This window comes from Paenibacillus segetis, assembly GCF_014639155.1.
In the GTDB taxonomy this organism is placed as follows: Bacteria; Bacillota; Bacilli; order Paenibacillales; family Paenibacillaceae; genus Fontibacillus; species Fontibacillus segetis.
The window spans coordinates 2,964,220-2,982,153 of sequence record NZ_BMFT01000001.1; the positions used below are offsets into that span (position 1 = coordinate 2,964,220).

General features: G+C 37.5%; 22 protein-coding genes. 2 read left to right on the top strand and 20 right to left on the bottom strand.

What is annotated here, in order from left to right:
• Positions 1–2: 2 nt before the first annotated feature.
• Genes IEW05_RS13885 through IEW05_RS13895 form a run of 3 tightly spaced genes read right to left on the bottom strand, consistent with a single transcriptional unit; the run spans position 3 to position 2,257 of the window.
• Positions 3–1,046 carry a methyltransferase domain-containing protein gene (locus IEW05_RS13885; protein ID WP_188539686.1) on the bottom strand — a complete coding sequence of 348 codons (1,044 nt, stop codon included), beginning with the start codon at positions 1,044–1,046 and terminating at the stop codon, positions 3–5.
• Between the two features lie 44 nt (positions 1,047–1,090).
• The gene (locus IEW05_RS13890) at positions 1,091–1,609 is read right to left on the bottom strand and encodes a DinB family protein (protein ID WP_188539688.1); all 519 of its coding nucleotides are present in this window, start codon (positions 1,607–1,609) and stop codon (positions 1,091–1,093) included.
• A 51-nt stretch (positions 1,610–1,660) separates the two neighbouring features.
• Positions 1,661–2,257 carry a GNAT family N-acetyltransferase gene (locus IEW05_RS13895; protein ID WP_229753369.1) on the bottom strand — a complete coding sequence of 199 codons (597 nt, stop codon included), beginning with the start codon at positions 2,255–2,257 and terminating at the stop codon, positions 1,661–1,663.
• Between the two features lie 165 nt (positions 2,258–2,422).
• On the opposite strand from IEW05_RS13895, the gene nrdD reads away from it, so the two are divergent.
• A complete protein-coding gene (gene nrdD / locus IEW05_RS13900; RefSeq protein WP_229753370.1) occupies positions 2,423–4,612 on the top strand; it encodes an anaerobic ribonucleoside-triphosphate reductase in 2,190 nt (729 codons plus the stop codon).
• 4 nt (positions 4,613–4,616) lie between these two features.
• Positions 4,617–5,117, top strand: a complete 501-nt coding sequence (gene nrdG / locus IEW05_RS13905; protein ID WP_188539695.1) for an anaerobic ribonucleoside-triphosphate reductase activating protein — start codon at positions 4,617–4,619, stop codon at positions 5,115–5,117.
• Between the two features lie 61 nt (positions 5,118–5,178).
• Here nrdG and IEW05_RS13910 read toward each other — a convergent pair whose 3' ends face one another.
• From IEW05_RS13910 to IEW05_RS13980, 17 genes are all read right to left on the bottom strand, one after another.
• Positions 5,179–5,757, bottom strand: a complete 579-nt coding sequence (locus IEW05_RS13910; RefSeq protein ID WP_188539697.1) for an O-methyltransferase — start codon at positions 5,755–5,757, stop codon at positions 5,179–5,181.
• A 38-nt stretch (positions 5,758–5,795) separates the two neighbouring features.
• The gene (locus IEW05_RS13915; RefSeq protein WP_188539700.1) at positions 5,796–6,614 is read right to left on the bottom strand and encodes a GNAT family N-acetyltransferase; all 819 of its coding nucleotides are present in this window, start codon (positions 6,612–6,614) and stop codon (positions 5,796–5,798) included.
• A gap of 200 nt (positions 6,615–6,814) precedes the next feature.
• Positions 6,815–7,846: a LacI family DNA-binding transcriptional regulator gene (locus tag IEW05_RS13920; RefSeq protein ID WP_188539702.1), complete on the bottom strand. Its 1,032-nt coding sequence runs from the start codon at positions 7,844–7,846 to the stop codon at positions 6,815–6,817.
• Positions 7,847–8,081: 235 nt separating this feature from the next.
• Positions 8,082–8,915 (bottom strand): carbohydrate ABC transporter permease, encoded by an 834-nt coding sequence (locus tag IEW05_RS13925; RefSeq protein ID WP_188539704.1) that lies wholly within the window; start codon positions 8,913–8,915, stop codon positions 8,082–8,084.
• Positions 8,915–9,718: a carbohydrate ABC transporter permease gene (locus tag IEW05_RS13930; protein ID WP_229753371.1), complete on the bottom strand. Its 804-nt coding sequence runs from the start codon at positions 9,716–9,718 to the stop codon at positions 8,915–8,917. The genes IEW05_RS13925 and IEW05_RS13930 overlap by 1 nt, the downstream gene beginning before the upstream one ends.
• A gap of 172 nt (positions 9,719–9,890) precedes the next feature.
• The gene (locus IEW05_RS13935; RefSeq protein ID WP_188540880.1) at positions 9,891–11,231 is read right to left on the bottom strand and encodes an ABC transporter substrate-binding protein; all 1,341 of its coding nucleotides are present in this window, start codon (positions 11,229–11,231) and stop codon (positions 9,891–9,893) included.
• Positions 11,232–11,480: 249 nt separating this feature from the next.
• Complete coding sequence (locus tag IEW05_RS13940) at positions 11,481–12,422, bottom strand: GNAT family N-acetyltransferase (RefSeq protein ID WP_188539708.1); 942 nt, start codon at positions 12,420–12,422, stop codon at positions 11,481–11,483.
• Between the two features lie 19 nt (positions 12,423–12,441).
• Positions 12,442–12,774 carry a hypothetical protein gene (locus IEW05_RS26085; protein ID WP_373285803.1) on the bottom strand — a complete coding sequence of 111 codons (333 nt, stop codon included), beginning with the start codon at positions 12,772–12,774 and terminating at the stop codon, positions 12,442–12,444.
• 58 nt (positions 12,775–12,832) lie between these two features.
• On the bottom strand, positions 12,833–13,006 hold the full coding sequence (locus tag IEW05_RS26090) for a hypothetical protein (RefSeq protein ID WP_373285804.1): 174 nt from the start codon (positions 13,004–13,006) through the stop codon (positions 12,833–12,835).
• Between the two features lie 43 nt (positions 13,007–13,049).
• Positions 13,050–13,529, bottom strand: a complete 480-nt coding sequence (locus IEW05_RS13950) for a tetratricopeptide repeat protein (protein ID WP_188539711.1) — start codon at positions 13,527–13,529, stop codon at positions 13,050–13,052.
• A 20-nt stretch (positions 13,530–13,549) separates the two neighbouring features.
• Positions 13,550–14,416, bottom strand: a complete 867-nt coding sequence (locus IEW05_RS13955) for an alpha/beta hydrolase (protein ID WP_188539713.1) — start codon at positions 14,414–14,416, stop codon at positions 13,550–13,552.
• A 302-nt stretch (positions 14,417–14,718) separates the two neighbouring features.
• Positions 14,719–14,844, bottom strand: a complete 126-nt coding sequence (locus IEW05_RS25945; protein WP_268238733.1) for a hypothetical protein — start codon at positions 14,842–14,844, stop codon at positions 14,719–14,721.
• Positions 14,829–15,272: a class I SAM-dependent methyltransferase gene (locus IEW05_RS13960; RefSeq protein ID WP_188539715.1), complete on the bottom strand. Its 444-nt coding sequence runs from the start codon at positions 15,270–15,272 to the stop codon at positions 14,829–14,831. The genes IEW05_RS25945 and IEW05_RS13960 overlap by 16 nt, the downstream gene beginning before the upstream one ends.
• Complete coding sequence (locus IEW05_RS13965; RefSeq protein WP_188539716.1) at positions 15,244–15,993, bottom strand: aminoglycoside phosphotransferase family protein; 750 nt, start codon at positions 15,991–15,993, stop codon at positions 15,244–15,246. The genes IEW05_RS13960 and IEW05_RS13965 overlap by 29 nt, the downstream gene beginning before the upstream one ends.
• Before the next feature lie 184 nt (positions 15,994–16,177).
• A complete protein-coding gene (locus IEW05_RS13970) occupies positions 16,178–17,107 on the bottom strand; it encodes an aminoglycoside phosphotransferase family protein (protein ID WP_188539718.1) in 930 nt (309 codons plus the stop codon).
• Positions 17,108–17,137: 30 nt separating this feature from the next.
• Positions 17,138–17,413 (bottom strand): hypothetical protein, encoded by a 276-nt coding sequence (locus IEW05_RS13975; protein ID WP_188539720.1) that lies wholly within the window; start codon positions 17,411–17,413, stop codon positions 17,138–17,140.
• Positions 17,413–17,910, bottom strand: a complete 498-nt coding sequence (locus IEW05_RS13980) for a hypothetical protein (protein WP_188539722.1) — start codon at positions 17,908–17,910, stop codon at positions 17,413–17,415. The genes IEW05_RS13975 and IEW05_RS13980 overlap by 1 nt, the downstream gene beginning before the upstream one ends.
• Between the last annotated feature and the right edge of the window lie 24 nt (positions 17,911–17,934).

A 17,934-nucleotide genomic window follows, 5' to 3' on the forward strand; every position in this document is an offset into this window, starting at 1 on the left:
TTTTACCTTTTCTCACCGGAATAATAAAAGAACTCTTCATCTACCTCATCCATATTACTAAAATTATGTTTGAAGGATAATTCAATTAATCTTTCACGGCTCGGGATCGGTTCCCGCGGACTCTTGAATCCGATTCTTTGATGGTGAGCTTGTATGCCTGCTCTAGTCCTAGAATGAGCGATGATGAACTTTCCTCCTGGTTTGAGGTTATGGTGGGCATTCTTAAAAATCCGATCCAAATTTTCAAAATGCGGGATACTATCATAAATAATAATATAGTCAAAACAGAAGTCGAATTTTATTTTATTCTCGAAATCCATACAATAGGACTCTGCTTGCGGAAATTCATTGGTTAATTCCTCTAGCATTTTAGTTGATAGATCGATAGCTACATATCTCTTGGGGTTAATCTCCATATTGGTAAGAACAGAGAGTAATATCCCCGTACCTGAAGCAACATCTAATATTTTGTGATCATTATTAATACCCAGTGACTCAATTAATCTACTAGCGACAGAAATCGACTCTGGCGTATTTTTCCAATGAGGTGCTAATTGATCAAACCGCTTGATATCTTCTCTTTTCTTCTCAGGTATTGTAAAGCTATTCCAAGTTGTTTCTTCTATATTCCATTGCTGGATTGTCTTAAAAAGTAGTCTATGTAAATTGCCGTAAGTCATATTCTCTGGAAAAGATTCCACCCATCTTACTTCTTCTATTTCAAATTCTTCTGGTAACTTACCTAATTCCAATATTTCACAGTAATATAACAAACCGTAACTCTTTTCCCCATTCACTGTCATGGAATACTTTGTAACAGGAGTTATCCTAAAAGAACGTGCACCCGATTCTTCATATAGTTCACGTGCTGCGGCTTCATTCAAATCTTCATTGGGTTCGCGATGTCCCCCTTGCACTTCCCAAGTTGTCTTCCCTTTCTGCCTACCTATCCCCCACCGACCCTGATACTTGGAAAACATCACGACAAATTGGATCTCTGTATCTTCTGGATGATCTAAACCGTAAACTTCAACCAAACTGTCCAAATAATCACCTCCAAATCATTTTGATAAATATGAATTTTAAAGGATCAAATTTCCCTAGCTTCAATCTTATTCCGTAAAAATTGCTCATTCAGTCCATGCTTACAAAACTCAAACTTGATTCCTGTTAATCCTTGAATTCGATCAATAACTTGTGCTAAATGATAACTTGCATGTTCTACTAAATGATAAATATGATGAACATGTTCCATGTCGAATTCTGCAGGGCTGTTAATATATTGAACGATCAGCTGCTTCCATGAGTTCAATTGCTCGTTCATCTGCTCAAGTAATTGCTGCGGGGTATAATCACCTTTAGGAAAAAATTCATGAAATCCTTGTTCTAATAAATGTTCTTGGTTTGTTAATCTAAGACAGTTTCTATGAATATGCTCCGTTACGTGAATAACAATTCCACCTACTGAATTACTACCGGGATACTGTTCTACCCATAAATGGTCTTGTTGCAAGGGCTTGAATGCCTCACATAATTTCAAAAAGTACAGATCACACATTCTATGAAGTGAAATTCTCAGAAAAGTTTCTACAAAACCCTCGTCTTTCATCCTTCATCAACTCCTTAGTAGAATACAGAACCCAGCCTTAGGCAGTTTTAATTATGCCCATTCACTTGCAAGTATGGCATAGTGATACGAATCCACCCAGATTGGCTCGCCATCCTTGGTCCTTTTGAAAGTAGCATTCTGTAGCATATGAGCTTCCCTTCGCATACCTAACCGTTCCAACAGTTTCCATGATGCTGGATTGACAACATTGGCTGCAGCAGTAATTCTATGAGCCTTAAATTCCTCGAATCCATGTTGAATTACTCTTCTGGTTGATTCAGTCGCATAACCTTGACCATAGAACTCAGGATTAAATACATACCCTACTTCCCATGTTCTAAATTGTTCGGGTCCATCTTGATTGAAATAGATCTGACCTATCACTTGCCCACTATCTTTAAGGCACACCGCCCAAAATGGACCTTGCTCTCCTTCTTCTTGCCGCAATAATGCCTCTTTGATACAGGTTTCCTTAGACAGAATATCATATGGCTCAAAAGCCACAACTTCAGGCAGCGAGAGATATTGGTATATAGCCTCCCCATCCTCTGCTACAAATCTACGGATAATTAGTCTTTCTGTTTCCATTTCCACTCGTGTTTCCACTTCCATTTCTTCTTCTACTTCCATTTTTATACCTAAATCCACGATCTAAAGATCCCCTTGTGAAAAACTTTCCCAGGCTCCTTCATATTTTAACATGGTAAAATATTACTTTATGAGAATTTTGTCACCATAGAATGAATTGTGTGTGACATCACCAAAAAATCAAATTTAATATGATATACTCTCTGAACAATATTATTGTAAAGGGTGATTGTTACGTTAGTTATCAAACGAGATGGGTCGGAAGTTCCCTTTAATCAGCAAAAGATTATTGATGCGATTTGCGCAGCTATGAATTCCACCGACAAAAAGATAGATATGGATGTAGCCCAAAAAGTAACTAATAAAGTTACTCATAAAATCTCTAAGTTTGAAAAGATAGATATTGAACATATCCAAGATGAAGTGCAATCTGCACTTATGAACAGTAAACGTAAAGATGCGGCCGAAGCATATATCGGATACCGTGAGATCAGAACGTTAAAGAGACGTGAACGCAGCAGTCTCGATAAAAAAGTCCAAGGTCTCCTCGACCTGACAAATGAAGAAGTGCTGAAAGAAAATTCGAATAAAGACGGGGCGACCATTCCAACGCAAAGAGATTTGCTTGCGGGTATCATGGCTAAGGATTTTGCCCAGACCTACATGATTCCCAAGCGGGTTGTTGAAGCCCATAACAATGGCAGCTTACATTTTCATGATCAGGATTATAGTCCCTATTTTCCGATATACAATTGTATGTTGATTGATCTGAAGGGGATGCTGGAGAATGGCTTCAAGTTGGGGAATGCCCAAATTGAAACTCCAAAGTCGATTACAACAGCTACGGCTATTACGGCACAAATTATTGCTCAAGTGGCCAGTCATATTTATGGCGGGAATACTATCAATGAAATTGATATCATCCTTGCCCCATACGTAGCTCATTCCTTCACTAAACATTTCAGGACAGGCCTACAATGGCTCTATTCGCTGGATCGCACAGAGATCGATTCATTGGATATTTACTATGAAAATAAAGAGTTACGAAATAAATATCCGCAATGCTTTGATTATGCCAAACAACTTACGGAAAAAGAGACGTTTGATGCTTTCCAATCTCTTGAGTACGAAATTAACACGTTAGTAAGCGCTAATGGTCAAACTCCATTTAGTACGTTTGGATTTGGTAGAGGTTTGTCTTGGGAAGAAAGACAAATTCAAATTGCTATTCTCAAGAACCGAATTAGAGGACTCGGTAAGGACGGCAAAACGCCTGTATTCCCTAAGCTTATATTTGGGATGGAAGAGGGCGTGAACCTGAAGCCTGAGGACCCTAACTATGATATTAAACAATTAGCACTTAAATGCAGTACCTTGCGCATGTATCCCGATGTCATTTCCGTGCCTAAGGTCAAAGAGATTACAGGTTCTTTCAAATTCCCGATGGGCTGCAGATCCTTCTTAGGTGTGTATGAGGAAGATGGACATGAACTTCATGACGGCAGATTCAATATGGGTGTTGTGACCGCCAACCTTCCTCGTATTGCAATTAGAGCCAAAGGCTCCGAGAAGACCTTCTACCGTTTACTTGATGAATTACTGGAAACCTGCAAAGAGGGTTTAATGTTCCGGGTGAATCGTCTGAAGGGAGTCAAAGCTAAAGTTGCTCCAATTCTATATATGGAAGGTGCTGCGGGTAGCCGGCTTGGGCCAGAGGATAGCATCGATCACTTACTGGAGAATGGCAGAGCCAGTATCTCGCTTGGATACATCGGTATCCATGAAACGATACTTTCCTTGTATGGACAACATATTTTTGATGATGAGAAGCTTCGGCAAAAAGGGTTAGACATCGTGAAGTATTTAAGTGCTAAAGCTACGGGATGGAAGAATGAGACGGGTTATGGTTTTAGTCTCTACTCTACCCCTGCAGAATCCTTGTGCTACCGCTTCTGTAAGTTGGATGAGGAACAGTTTGGCGTTATCCCAGGCATTACGGATAAGGGATATTACACGAATTCTTTCCATCTCGATGTCAACAAAAAAGTATCTCCCTTTGAGAAAATTGAGTTAGAGAAGGATTATCCTCAATATGCCAATGGTGGATTTATTACCTACTGTGAATTTGATTCCTTGGTGAAGAACCCGGAAGCTCTTGAAGCCGTATGGGATTATGCTTATGAAAGATTGCCTTACTTTGGGACCAACACGCCGACCGATAAATGCTTGGAATGCGATTTTGAGGGTGAATTCGAAGCCACGAACACTGGGTTTAAGTGTCCTAACTGTGGCAACAGTAACCCTAAGACTTCCTCAGTAATTAGACGTTGCTGCGGATACTTATCAGAACCTAGCCAGCGGCCCTTTAATGCAGGGAAACAAAAAGAAGTTCTCGCTCGTGTAAAGCATATGTGATGTTATGAATATAGCTGATTATAAAAAATTCGATGTGCTGAATGGAAGAGGATTACGAAATTCCCTATTCACCTCTGGATGTCGTCATCATTGTAAAGGGTGTTTCAATGCAGCTACTTGGAATTTTGATTACGGTACCCCTTATATGCAACAATTTGAGGACCAGATCATATCTGATTTGAATATTGCGAACATCAAAATATCGGGCTTGTCTATTCTAGGTGGTGAACCATTTGAGAATGTTGATGGATTACTGGGCTTAGTTAAGAGAGTGCGGCAAGAATGTGAAGGCAAAGATATTTGGATCTGGTCAGGATACACATTCGAAGAAATTGTAGCCGATACTTCCAAGTCAGAGTTACTGTCCTATTGTGATGTTCTAATCGATGGTAAATTCATCCTAGAGCAGCGGAATTTGAAACTGCAATGGCGAGGATCAGAGAACCAAAGGGTAATTGATGTTAAGCAGAGCTTAAATCAAGGAATGGCTGTGTTACTGGATTAGCATAAAATATAATAAAAATCGCCGCTCTACTTCCGTCGTTGGAAGTGTGCGGCGATTTTTATTATTTTCTAGTCATCATAATGATCCCTGTCGACCAATCAAGCTTAGCCAGATGAAATTCTGTCTTCGTTTCTAAATATGCAATCAGTTCCTGCACTTTGTCGCCATGTCCTTCAGGCCAATTACTTTGAGGATTTAGATCATCGATGATGTAGATTCCGTTCGGATTGATCATATTTAAGGTCTCTTCAACTAAATAGAACTTCCCAGGCCAAGTGTCCGCAAAGATGATATCGAATTTTTCGTTAAGATGATCTTCGATATACTTACCACCATCATCGATTATAAACTCTATTCTCTCATCATGTCCTAATACATCCTTAGCAACAAGTGCACTTTCGGCATCAAATTCGACGGTAACCAATCTACTATTGTGATCCATTCCTTCTACTATCCAAGATGTTGAGTAGCCTGTTCCTGTGCCAAGCTCAAGAATACTAGCACCTGGTTTACTCATAACCAATACTCGAAGCAAACTACCTGTCAAACGATCACACGATGCGGTAAAGCCTTGCCTACCAGCGCGTTCAAGAATTTCCTCTGCAAACTTAGGAATCTGTATGTTCTTTAAATCATCCATGGATAGCCTCCTATATTCTATAGTGAGATTGCCTTTGATTAGATAGATCTTCCCATATTAATCTGTCCTCGTTTATCTTTTCTCCGATATCCAAAGGACTCATATATCTTGATTGCATTATGATTCTCAACATCGCTTGCAAGAAAACTTCGTTTGGCTCCATTGCTTCTTCCCCAGGATAAACCTTCAACAATTAGCGAAGATCCTATCCCCTTGTTCTGGTGCTTTGGCTCAACGGCTAATTCTCTTAGCCATAACACGGGCCCTTTTTCACTCTCAAATCCATAAATATTGATTAAACATACTCCAACGATTTCGTTATCCATTTCAGCTACAAGAATACATGAATGATCCGACTCATTCCATTCTCGAATAGAATCCAATTCCTCGCCATTAAACCCTCTGGAGAGACCTCTACAAGCTTTTGTAATAGAACTTGCTTCACGATACTCATCTGAATTAATTGTTCTGATCACACAAGAATGGCCTCGAATATTATTAATTTGCGTGATATCTTCATTCCAATAGTCAACAAATTCACTGACAATTTTAAAGCCCATTTCCTCCATACCTTTTACAAAATCAGGGTGAATAAATTCAAGGTAAAGATTCATTTTATCTATTGGCAGACGATTATGTATGAAATCGATTACTTTAGACATACCGGTTAAGAACTTCTCTTTGGATTCAGTGGACCAATAAATAAATTGGCGAGATTCTTGAAATTGACAGAGAATAAATAGACCCGGCTCATCAATCATAATATCTTCATCTAAATTGATCGTGAGCTCATCTAAATCCATATATTGAAAAGAACAGTATGGATATTGTTGCGCTTGTTGCAGTGTTGATTTCATAATTAACTTCCCCCTGAGGATGTGGTTAAAATTTCCTTATAGATACTCCCACAATAAATTAGATTTGCATAGGTTTCAAGAGAGAGATTAAATATAGTTATTTAGTAAGAAACAAAAAAACCATGACAAAAGCAGACTTGCTTTTGTCATGGTTTTTTTTAAGAATATTACGTGTATGAATTTATTAAAAAGTATCAGCATTATAATATGGATTTAGTAGATTCTCTGACCACTAAATCGGCCGGAAAGACTTTATGAGCATGGGTTATTTTCTTATGGATCAAGTCGAACAGAATCTTTATTGTTTCTTCTGCGATTTCTACTACAGGCTGCCTGATCGTAGTTAACGAAGGATTATAATAAAAAGATATATCAAGTCCATCAAAACCCGCCACTGAATAGTCTTCTGGAACTCTCTTTCCAGCTTCAAATATCGCTTTACATGCACCTACCGCCAAATTATCAGAAATAGCAAAAATTGCTGTAAATTCTTCTTGTGACTCTAACAGTTCTTTAGTAACCGTATAGCCATTTTCCATCGTATAGCTTTCAATATCTTCTTTCATGGCCCATATCAATTGTTCATTAATAGCTAGTCCATGGTCTTCTAGCGCTTTCTTATAGCCCTCATATCTTAATTTCCCGATACTCGCATCATCCATAGATGCAGTAATTAGGGCGATTTTTGCATGGCCTTGATTAATTAAATAATCCGTCATTTTATAACTTTCTTTAAAGTCGTCAACAGATACAGAAGAATAATCATTAAGATCAAATTCAGATGTCATTCCAATCGTACTCAATACGAACGGGACGGTTAACTGACTCAATTTCTCTTTGGAGTGTGAGAAATACCCTCCTAGAAATACAATGCCCTTTAAACGTTTCTCTTTTTCAAGTTCAATTGCAACCTCAATTTCATCTTGATTCTCATCAACACGTTGCAAAATGAAGGAATATTTCTTTCTTTGAATTTCTTGTTCAAATACTTTAATCATATGATTGAAAAATGGATTCGTAATACCTTTAATCAATACGGCAATCGTTTTTGACGCAGAGCGCTTCAAATTTCTCGCACTGTTGTTAGGGACGTAATGATTTTCCTTAATAACCTTCATAACCATCGCTTTGGTATCTTCACTAATATCCGGATGATTATTGATGGCTCTTGATACCGTAGTTACGCCAACTCCACACATTTTTGCAATATCGATAATTGTAATTCGTTCCATTATTTCGTTCTTCCCTTACACTGTAGTATCATTCATGACATGCATCGAATATATCATTCGAACAATGTACTATATAAATATAGCAATTTATGTCGATTGAGACAAACAAATTCGTTCCAGTATATGGATTTGCCATAGTTATAACAAAAGTAGGGTATCCTGGGAATAATTTACCCAGAAAGAACCCTACTCTAACATACCCAGAACTAATAACGATAGGAGTTATGAAATAAACTTACCCTTTCACCGCTCCAGCAACAACACCCTCGATAATATACTTTTGACAAGCCAGATAGAATATAACGATCGGGATAATGGCTAAGACCAACATGGCCATCATAGCTCCCATATCTATAGATCCATATCCACCCTTCAGATATTGAATAGCAATTGGAATGGTCTTGTACTCGGTACCGATGATCAAGTCAGGCAATAGGTAGTCATTCCATACCCACATAACATTTAAAATGGCTACCGTGATAGCGATGGGCTTAAGAATTGGCAAGACGACTTTGAAGTACGATTGCACTGGATTACATCCATCAATCATATTAGCTTCTTCGATCTCAATCGGTATGGATTTAACAAATCCACTGAATAAAAATACAGATAACCCAGACCCAAATCCTAAGTAGATAAATATAATTCCAATTGGATTATCTAGGTGAAGCACGTTAGCTGTCTTCGTCATCGTGAACATCACCATTTGGAAAGGTACGATCATTGAGAATACAAAGATATAGTACATTAAATTAGTAAATTTAGACTTCACCCGTGTGATATACCAAGCTGTCATCGAAGTAAATAATACGATTACAGCTACCGCACCAACCGTGATAAACAAGGACATTCCAAATGCATTGAAGAATCCTGTCTTGGCTATACCGCTAGTGTAGTTCTGTAGACCAGTAAAGGTAGTGCTATTCGGAAATAAAAACGGAGTATCACTAATATAGAACTTCCCTTTAAACGAGTTCATCAGAACAACAAATATAGGAGTTAAGAACGCCATGGCTAAGACCAGCAAAATGATGAAGATAATAATATTACTTGCTTTTGTCTTTTGCATTAGTTCTCAACCTCCTTTCTTCTAGTTAGAACAAGTTGAATTAATGCAATGGATGCTACTAGAACAAAGAAGACAACTGCCTTCGCCTGACCTACACCTTCGTAACCCGATTTACCGTAGAATGTGTTGAAAATATCTAATGCCAACATGGCAGATTGCTTAGATGGAGCACCAGCCGTTAACGCTAAGTTTTGGTCAAATAGCTTAAATGAATTGGATACGGTTAAAAATAGGCAGATTGTGATGGAAGGCATCACGAGTGGTAAAGTTACATTACGCAAAATTTTAGAACGGGAAGCGCCATCAATTTTTGCAGCTTCCACTATATCTTTAGGAACATTTTGAATACCTGCAATATAGATAATCATCATGTAACCAATTAATTGCCAATTCATGAGCACTACTAATCCCCAAAAGCCATAAGTAGCACTTGAAGTCAAAGTCACTTCATAATTATTCAGAATACCATTAATGATTAGCTGCCAGATGTAACCTAGTACGATACCACCGATTAAGTTAGGCATAAAAAATATGGTTCTAAATACGTTAGTACCTCTTAATTTTCTGGTTAATAACATGGCGAATATGAATGCAAATACGTTAATACTGATAACAGAAATAACAGAAAATCTAACTGTGAACCAGAGAGCATTTAAGAATTCTTGGTTAGAAAACGCTTTGGCATAGTTACTAAAACCTACCCACTTCGCATCTGTAACTGTAGTAAACTCCGTTAGAGATAAGTAAATACCCATAACAAATGGAATGACGAACGCAATTAAAAAGGCAAGTATAGTTGGCAATGCAAAAAGAGCAAAATATTTTTTTATCGATTTTTGCATAGTAGTTTCTCCTATCTGTGTAGAGAAATGGTGAGTCAGAACGCTACAAACTCACTCATGATAGATATTTATACCACTGTGCACCAGCAGTACACAGTGGCATAAGTTCTTCAGGTACAGGCTACTTCAGTTATTATTTAGCTTTAGCTTTTTCAGACTTCCAAGAGTCCTTAACGATGGTTACAACTTCATCCCAAGTTTTATTTCCTTGAGCGTATTCAAGCAATGCATCACCGAAATAATTTTTGAAATCTTCACTTGGGAATGCTGCGAAAGTCCATACTACGGAAGAAACATCTTTTTCCATCCAATTAGACACTTCTTTGGCCAATGGATCAGCAGGTTTCTCAGCATCTGTGAATGTATTAAATGGTGCGATAAATCCTAAGTCGTTCGTGATATAGCTTTTACCTTTTTCACTGGAGAACAACCACTCCAAGAATGCGATGGATTCTTGTTGTTTCTCAGCAGATACTTTACCGTTGATTGCAAAGTAGTTTTCAGTACCAACAGCCAAGCCTTGTTTCTCTTCACCTGGGACACCTGTATAGATAGGCATGAATTTGATATCCTCAGATTTTACAACGTTACCATCAACACCATTAATTTGTGACCAAGCCCAGTTACCATTTTGAACCATTGCTGACTGACCCAGTGCAAATTCAGCCATTGAATCAGCTACAGTCTTACTACCCAACATGGATTTGTTGGAGACAGAGTTATTCGTGTACAAATCAAAAACGTTCTTGAAGTTATCGCCGTATTTGAAAGAAATCTCATCTGATGCTAATCCAGCTAGGATTGTGTTATCATATGCAGTATTGTCTTTGAATTCATAGAACAAAGGTAGGTTGGCTAAGTGTGATTGCCATCTCCATTGCTCACCGGCAGCAAGAGAAGTAGAAGAGAATACCCCTTTAATTCCTAATTGATCTTTCTTTGCAGTCATATCTTCAACAACTGCTTTTAACGTGGCATAGTTATTAATTTCTGAAGTCGAAGAAATTGAAACCGCTTTATCAGCTAAAGAAAAATATTTCTTCATAATAGCGTCATTGTAAATGATCCCGTATCCTTCAACTACGTAAGGGATACCATAAACTCCGTCACCACTTGTTACAGCCAAGCTTTTATCTGTCAGATAGCTATATAATTTCGTGTCCTTTAAATCCAAGGTATAATCTTTCCACGCTTCGTAACCAACAGGTCCGTTAATCTGAAAGATCGTAGGAGCATCAGATTTTGAAATTTCTGATTTCAGTTTAGTCTCATACGTACCAGCAGCAGCAGTTACTACCTTAACTTTAACACCTGTTTCTGCTTCATAATCTTTAGCAATCTTCTCATAAACTTCAGCAATTTCAGGTTTGAAGTTCAAAAAGTAAATAGCTTTTTCATCTTTTTTACCACAACCAGCAACCAACCCAGCAATCAAAGTTGCTACTAGCAGAACTCCCATTAGCTTCTTGTTCATCTTTTTCAATTCTTTTCCCCTCTTCTCTTGTAATTTAAGAACCCTTCAGATTGAAATACGTCACAGGAATAATCGATTGGTCGCGCTTACAAGGAATATTTTTAAAAAATTGGCAACCTTATCGGTATCCTTATCGGTAACGTTTCCAATAACTAAATTTATCGTAGCATACCAGCATATTCTTTGCAACAAAATTTCTTATCTCCTATTATTGTTCCTTCTATAATCGATTTTATTCGTAGCAGAATACTATCGATTTTCCCCTGTTATTCCCCTATTCTTATAGGCTTCTAACAGGTCACTTACGAGAATACCATCTATTCTCATCCCCTTAATATTACAATTAATAATTGAAAAGTTCTGCATATTAGAATCCTGAATTGAACTATTCATCATCTCGATTCTTTCCATACGAATGGGTTGATTATCTTCATCAAGACTTAATTTCACATCATGAATATAAGTCCCCCCCATGATAACATGACAAATTTCAACATTACTCATATCAGAATCGCCGAATATCGCGTGGCCTAAATAGGAATTCGTAATATGCATTCCTGCTAAATTGCTGCTTTGGATCTTTAGATTACGCATGTTTGAATTCGAATAAGATGAATTGGATAAATTCACTTCAAAGAAATCGGAATCTTGCATATTACATTCACGAAAATTATGATGCATACACACCTTATCAAAGGTAAAATCCTCTTGGTTCTCTAGATTAGAATCATGAATTTCTTTGTAATAATAGCGCTCTTCCTCATCTTCAGACATGAACTTATATCCATTTTTCTCAAAAAAATAATGATTTCGTGGACTTTTCTGAGTTGTATCTAGTGTCCAAATTCTAATCTGTGGGAATTGTTCTTCCATCAGACGTAGAACGTTCGATCCAATTTGTTTGCTTTGATATTGTGGATCAATATAGAAACGGTCTATTCTTGCATGTTCTCTTCCTGTAGTTGATATCAGAATAACGCCAACAAGAATATCCTTCATAAGGATTTTATAATAGCCCCCGCTCCTGACATGGTATTGTTGCATCCTTATTGAATCAAAACCAGGAATATACGGTCTTTCGCCCTTGGCATACCATCTTGAAGTCTCATCTTTCTCGACAATTATCATCAGATCTCTAATTTGCTCAGCATCAAAATCTGTTGCCAATTCCAAATAAACTTGCGTATTCATTCAACTACACCTATTTTCATCATATTTTCTTAGCGACATAAGTGATACAGTCAGATGATAGTTTCACTAATTGTCCATTACGATCAATCTCATATGTTAAAGGTTTCACCAGTCTTGTCTGGAGTTCCCATCCGTTATACTGATGATCTAGCAATGCCAACATACAATCGGTATCCAAATTGACCTCAAACATGGGGTCCAATACTTCATTAGAGACAACGGTTATTTCTTTAACATTGGAGTTGATGATAAGACAATTAACCCCGCCTATTTTCGTTCCCAAAACTATTTCATTTAGTTTATTAGTAAATACGTGTTCTGAACGGACATGCTCCAAAGATGAAACAGCCACTATTATTTCATAGCCACTCGGTTCAATTTTGAAACTTTCAATATCAGAAATATATGTTTCAATAATCTAGTACTTTCAAATAGGGATAGTCATTAAAATACTCAAGAAGATCTATCACCGTCTTAACTGGTTTATGCAACCAAGAACCCGATTCGAACAATATATTATTCTTATAACAAGCATCATGATATTTCTTTTCGGCAGCTCTGATATAATCCACTCGATCCATCATTCACCTCGTATATAAAATAAGCCCCCAGCTAAGGGGCGGTGTCTTACCATTGCTCATCTAGCTTGTCCGCATAATAAAGAATCGCTTTCTTATAGCTCTGAATACCTGTATCATTACTGGTCTCTGCTATTTGCTGCAATAAAATTTCCATGGCTTTACTATATTCCTTAAGGTTATATTGAACCATCGCATAGAAGATCAGAAACTCTTTGTGTTTCGGAAACTGTCGAATGGCTTCTTCAAAAATACGATTTGATTCTTCGTAGAGTCCTAATGTTCGATAAGTACTTCCTAGCCCTAAGAATGCACCTTGTCTTTCCTCACCTTGAAGTCCAAGCTCCAATGATTTTATATAAAAGGGAACGGCTTCCCGTTCTAATCCCATTGCGTCATGAACCCAGGCACATTGATACCATAATAATGGATTGAGTGGATCTTGGTCCAATAGATGAAGTAATAATGTTTGGGCTTCTTCAAATTGTCCCGATTCTCTTAGTTGGATCGCCCTTTGCAATTCAGTCATCATAATCTCCTTTATGAGGGTCACTTATATAGATGTATTTTTAAAAAATCAACAACTTTTTGAAAAGCGTTCTGAACCATAGGATCTTCAAAATTCTGATCAAAGACATGATCTGCGCCTTCAATGGTAACTAATTTCGTAGTAACTCCATATTCTTTGAGCTTTTCATACATGATCACTGATTGTTCATAAGGAACATCCGTGTCATGATCACCATGGAGTAATAGTGTAGGTGGGTATTCTGCTGTTACATGTTCAATAGGAATATACTTTAGTAACTCTTCTCTATCATTAATTCGATCCATACCCGTTACTTCATATATCCAATCCCCTTGCTGACGGCAATACAGGTAAAAGTTAAATCTCTCCCATGAACCCTCCGTTATTTCTCCATCTCCTACATAATCAGAGGCACTATTTCGATTGATGATTGGCCTCCTGCAGTAATATTCACTAGGTTGAGCCAACCATTCTCCCAGAATATCTCCATATCCATAAAAAGAAACAATAGCCTGAGGTTTAATGTCCATCGTTCCAACTAATAAACTAAGATAACCGCCAGCGGATCCACCCATTACAGCAATATGATCCGTGTCAAAATCATACCACACTCTAGCTTTCGTCTTCACCCAATCTACTGCGTCGCGAATATCCTCGATAATTGAATCCAATTTCGTCTCAGGGGCTAGTCGATAATCTATGCTGACAACGCTAAAACCTGCTTGCGCATAATAATCAATTTGTTCTTCTGATAACCAAGTTCTCGTTCCAAAGATCAAAGCTCCGCCATGAATATAAATAATTATAGGGCTATTGCTACCTACATAGTATATATCAGCACTTATCGAACCCTCATCCAGCTCTTTATAGATCCTTGTTTCTTTCATATTCATATCTCCTCCTGAGTTTGAAATGCCTCGACATGAGTCAAGAACTTACCACACTTAGCATTAATGAACATGATATCGCTTCCATGAGTTAGTACATATCACTAACCGGTTAAAGCTTGGATGTTGTGCTAATTCTGTTATATTAACTCCTTGATCAGTATCAATAATAGTATATGCCTTAGCTGTGTCTTTAGTAGGAACCATGGACATAAAATCCTCTGCATGAGTATCTTTATCATAATGTGGACAATATAGTTCCACTCTTTATTACCCTTAAATACAAATTGATTTTCAAACCACTAACCCTCTTGCGGATCAAATAAGTCAGCGATTCCCATCAATCCATGATCGAAAAATAGAGAAATAATGATCGATCTTAGCACAGTAATCCCACTTTGTGTTATTGTAGTTACTTCTTCCTCCAAAGTGATGTCCCCAAAAAAGGAACTCCAAATTTCTTATCATCCTCACTACATTCAGTCATCAACCTGAACTCCATACATTCAAAATATTCTTGAAATAGGTTCTTCAGCTGCGCTTCACTATACGCTAGTCCACCCTTCATACTCCATTCACGGTAAATATCCCAGTCCGAAGTTTCAAGTGCCCCTCCAACTTCAGCAAATCCAGGGGCAAAGCAAGTTAACCCGAAATATCCACCTGGCTTAAGCGCATTATGCAGCATTTCAATATATTCGATTCGTCTGTGAGGCCAAATGTGATGTAAACATCCTGAATCGTAGACAAAATCATATTCTTCAACTGTTCGAAGCTCAAACGCTGATTCACACTGAAAGTTCACTTCAACGTTCTGTTCGTTCGCTCTATCTTGAGCCCACCTGATCTGCAGCAACAGGACCCATCCATTGATTAATCTCTTCCATGGTTACATCAGAGGTGCTTATGTATTCCTTAGTGTAAGTAACAAGGAGCTTATGTCTGATAAGAGAAATTAATCTCGAAATAATTTTGGGAGTCTCGTCAGGCGTATTCCCCAGTTTAAGCATTAGTATGGTCCTAGCCACATCTCCTGCTGGGTTCCCCTCTACTCCTGTCATCCAGTCGATAACCCATTCTGTCTTTTCTCCAAGCATGATATTGTCTGGGTGAAAATCTCCATGGCAAAGCTTATTACCTTCTTTAAGGGACATCAATTTAAAAAGGATAATGCTCTTCTCTTCGGTCGTTAATAGCGGAGCGTGTTGAATGCGGTCTATTAAAATCTCCCGCTGTTTTGGAATGCTCGATACGGATTTCGAGTGAATATCACGATGAAGTGTTGCCATTCTTTTAGCTTGTTTTTTTGTCGTCCATATCTTTTTCTCGATCGTTTTGAGCATGGTTATTCCATCAATTTGGGAGTAGATAATCCCTTTACGTTCTTCATAATCAATAATCTCAATGGGCCTAGGACACGATAAGCCTAGATTATATACTGCATTACTAATATTATATTCATCGCTACTCAATTGCTCGGGTAACCCCGGACGAAATAGCTTTAATACTTGTCCTTCTCCAAAGAATAGAATTTCAGCTGTTCTACCACTAGCAATTATTCCAGTTGCATCCGGCATACTGAGATCTCCTTCCTATTTCATCTAACAACTCTTACTTACCCACCTAAAAAAATAAAAATCCCACCTCGAAAGACTGTCCATTTCTGGAGAAACACGTCCTCGGTGCGGGAAATCGTTTCATGTTTGCGTTTCACATCTACAACATTATAGAATATCACTACTCTTATTCATGTGATGTTTTCTACAAGTTTTCCATGTACCATCTTGGAGTATTAAATTCAAAATAATGATGATCTTCTAATACTCTATAGATCTTTTCTAGCATAGTATTTGTTTCTTCTGGTTTGACTCGTATAACCCAAGAGACAGATGAAATGAGGTTCATTGCCAAATACAGCGAATATAACCTCCAGAATAAATCGTTTGGATCTTGGTTATTATGATACCCTCTAATCTGACCAACTGAAAAAGGAATGCTGACTTCTGAACTGAAAAATCCCGTTTTCAAGAAATCGTGTACGGGATCTCCCCAATCCAATCGATTAAAATCAATGATTCCTGAGAGTTCTCTGTCTTGGACGATAAGATTGCCAACGTGAAAATCGTGATGCTGAAATATGTTTGGTCTATGTTTCATGTAATGGAGGTTATCATCAATAAAAGATAATATTTTGATATCATCTTTAATCCTCACTTCACCCTTGAAATATTCATCAATAAAATAATTATGCTTACTGAGCTTGCGATCATACCAAGCTGTAATATGAGTTGGAGCAACATATTGATGAATCTTAAGTAGCTCTTTCCCTGCTGTAAATCCAATGTTGTATTGATCCGCCATAGAATAGGTTGGAAGATCTTCTGCCGCATCGTTACCTTCAATAAAACTTAAAATCATAAATCCAATTCCAAAATCTTGAAGGCTCCCCATCTCTAATGGTCTAGAGCAACTAACATTGAATTCCTCCATCTTAATTAATGCTTCATATTCCGTTTGTTTATTATGATAATTTTTATAATCAAAAGTTCTAAGTAGAAATTTTTGATTATCTTTTACAAGGATAAACTTACTATCACTTGAATACCCTTTATTGATTTGATTAATTTGAACCTGTCCATGCAAAAATGGAATGTGTTCTTTTAGCAAAAGAAGATTATTAGTATTGTCCAAAACTATAACCCTCTTTCTTTAATTCTATACTTACTTTTTCACATATTTATTCATGTTCATATTCCACAACCATTGCCCCCAGAAGTACCCGCCAATTGAGAAAATGATAAGAGCAATTAGCAGGGTGATTACAAAGTCACTATCCCTAAATGTAATTCCGACTCCACCTTTTTGTAAATAAGTAAATAGGATCGTAAATAGAATAGCTGTGCCTAATCCCCATCTGATAATTCCTGTATTTATAATATAATTTACTCTCCCTTTTGCCCTAATCTCTTCCCAACGCTCTGCTTGTTGCTCATTCATTATAGTTTCTCCTCCAGTTGTTTTATTTGTAGCTTCGATAAATAGTAGTCATGCTGTGTTTGAAGTAAATCAAGGATCTCCGGAATATCTTGTTGTGTGAAATCAGGTAAACATATTAATTCACTACCACATCGAAAAAACGTGCGCCCATCCGGGTATGTATATTCGTAACCGTGCAATGTATCTTTACATTTTCCACACTCATAGCAACCTGTATATCTGTAATTGAACTCCTCAACAACCGCTCTGATGCCCTCATGAAATAGGAGTGAGTATGATTTCGTAGCATAAAACTTCATTTTCAGATAAGGATTACCTTTCTCTATGGAAAACTTGAGCATATGTGCCTTCGTTTTATTATTTGTAAAAACATAATTTATGGATTGGGTCTTTGCTTTTTTGGGCTTGTAGCCAAGATGAATTGCATATTCCGCTATTTGAGAGAACTTCAGCTTATCCTCATCACTTAAAAAAACGAAAAATTCATCTAACCCCATGCTCATAAACGGCCTCCATCTTCA

Coding starts and splice junctions, on each gene's coding strand:
- nrdG (WP_188539695.1), top strand. CDS start 4,617: ATGAATATAGCTGATTATAAAAAATTCGATGTGCTGAATGGAAGAGGA.
- IEW05_RS13890 (WP_188539688.1), bottom strand. CDS start 1,609: ATGAAAGACGAGGGTTTTGTAGAAACTTTTCTGAGAATTTCACTTCAT.
- IEW05_RS13955 (WP_188539713.1), bottom strand. CDS start 14,416: ATGAAAGAAACAAGGATCTATAAAGAGCTGGATGAGGGTTCGATAAGT.
- IEW05_RS13980 (WP_188539722.1), bottom strand. CDS start 17,910: ATGGGGTTAGATGAATTTTTCGTTTTTTTAAGTGATGAGGATAAGCTG.
- IEW05_RS13940 (WP_188539708.1), bottom strand. CDS start 12,422: ATGAATACGCAAGTTTATTTGGAATTGGCAACAGATTTTGATGCTGAG.
- IEW05_RS13950 (WP_188539711.1), bottom strand. CDS start 13,529: ATGACTGAATTGCAAAGGGCGATCCAACTAAGAGAATCGGGACAATTT.
- IEW05_RS13965 (WP_188539716.1), bottom strand. CDS start 15,993: ATGCCGGATGCAACTGGAATAATTGCTAGTGGTAGAACAGCTGAAATT.
- IEW05_RS26090 (WP_373285804.1), bottom strand. CDS start 13,006: ATGATGGATCGAGTGGATTATATCAGAGCTGCCGAAAAGAAATATCAT.
- IEW05_RS13915 (WP_188539700.1), bottom strand. CDS start 6,614: ATGAAATCAACACTGCAACAAGCGCAACAATATCCATACTGTTCTTTT.
- IEW05_RS13920 (WP_188539702.1), bottom strand. CDS start 7,846: ATGGAACGAATTACAATTATCGATATTGCAAAAATGTGTGGAGTTGGC.
- IEW05_RS13910 (WP_188539697.1), bottom strand. CDS start 5,757: ATGGATGATTTAAAGAACATACAGATTCCTAAGTTTGCAGAGGAAATT.
- IEW05_RS13935 (WP_188540880.1), bottom strand. CDS start 11,231: ATGAACAAGAAGCTAATGGGAGTTCTGCTAGTAGCAACTTTGATTGCT.
- IEW05_RS13925 (WP_188539704.1), bottom strand. CDS start 8,915: ATGCAAAAGACAAAAGCAAGTAATATTATTATCTTCATCATTTTGCTG.
- IEW05_RS13975 (WP_188539720.1), bottom strand. CDS start 17,413: ATGAATGAGCAACAAGCAGAGCGTTGGGAAGAGATTAGGGCAAAAGGG.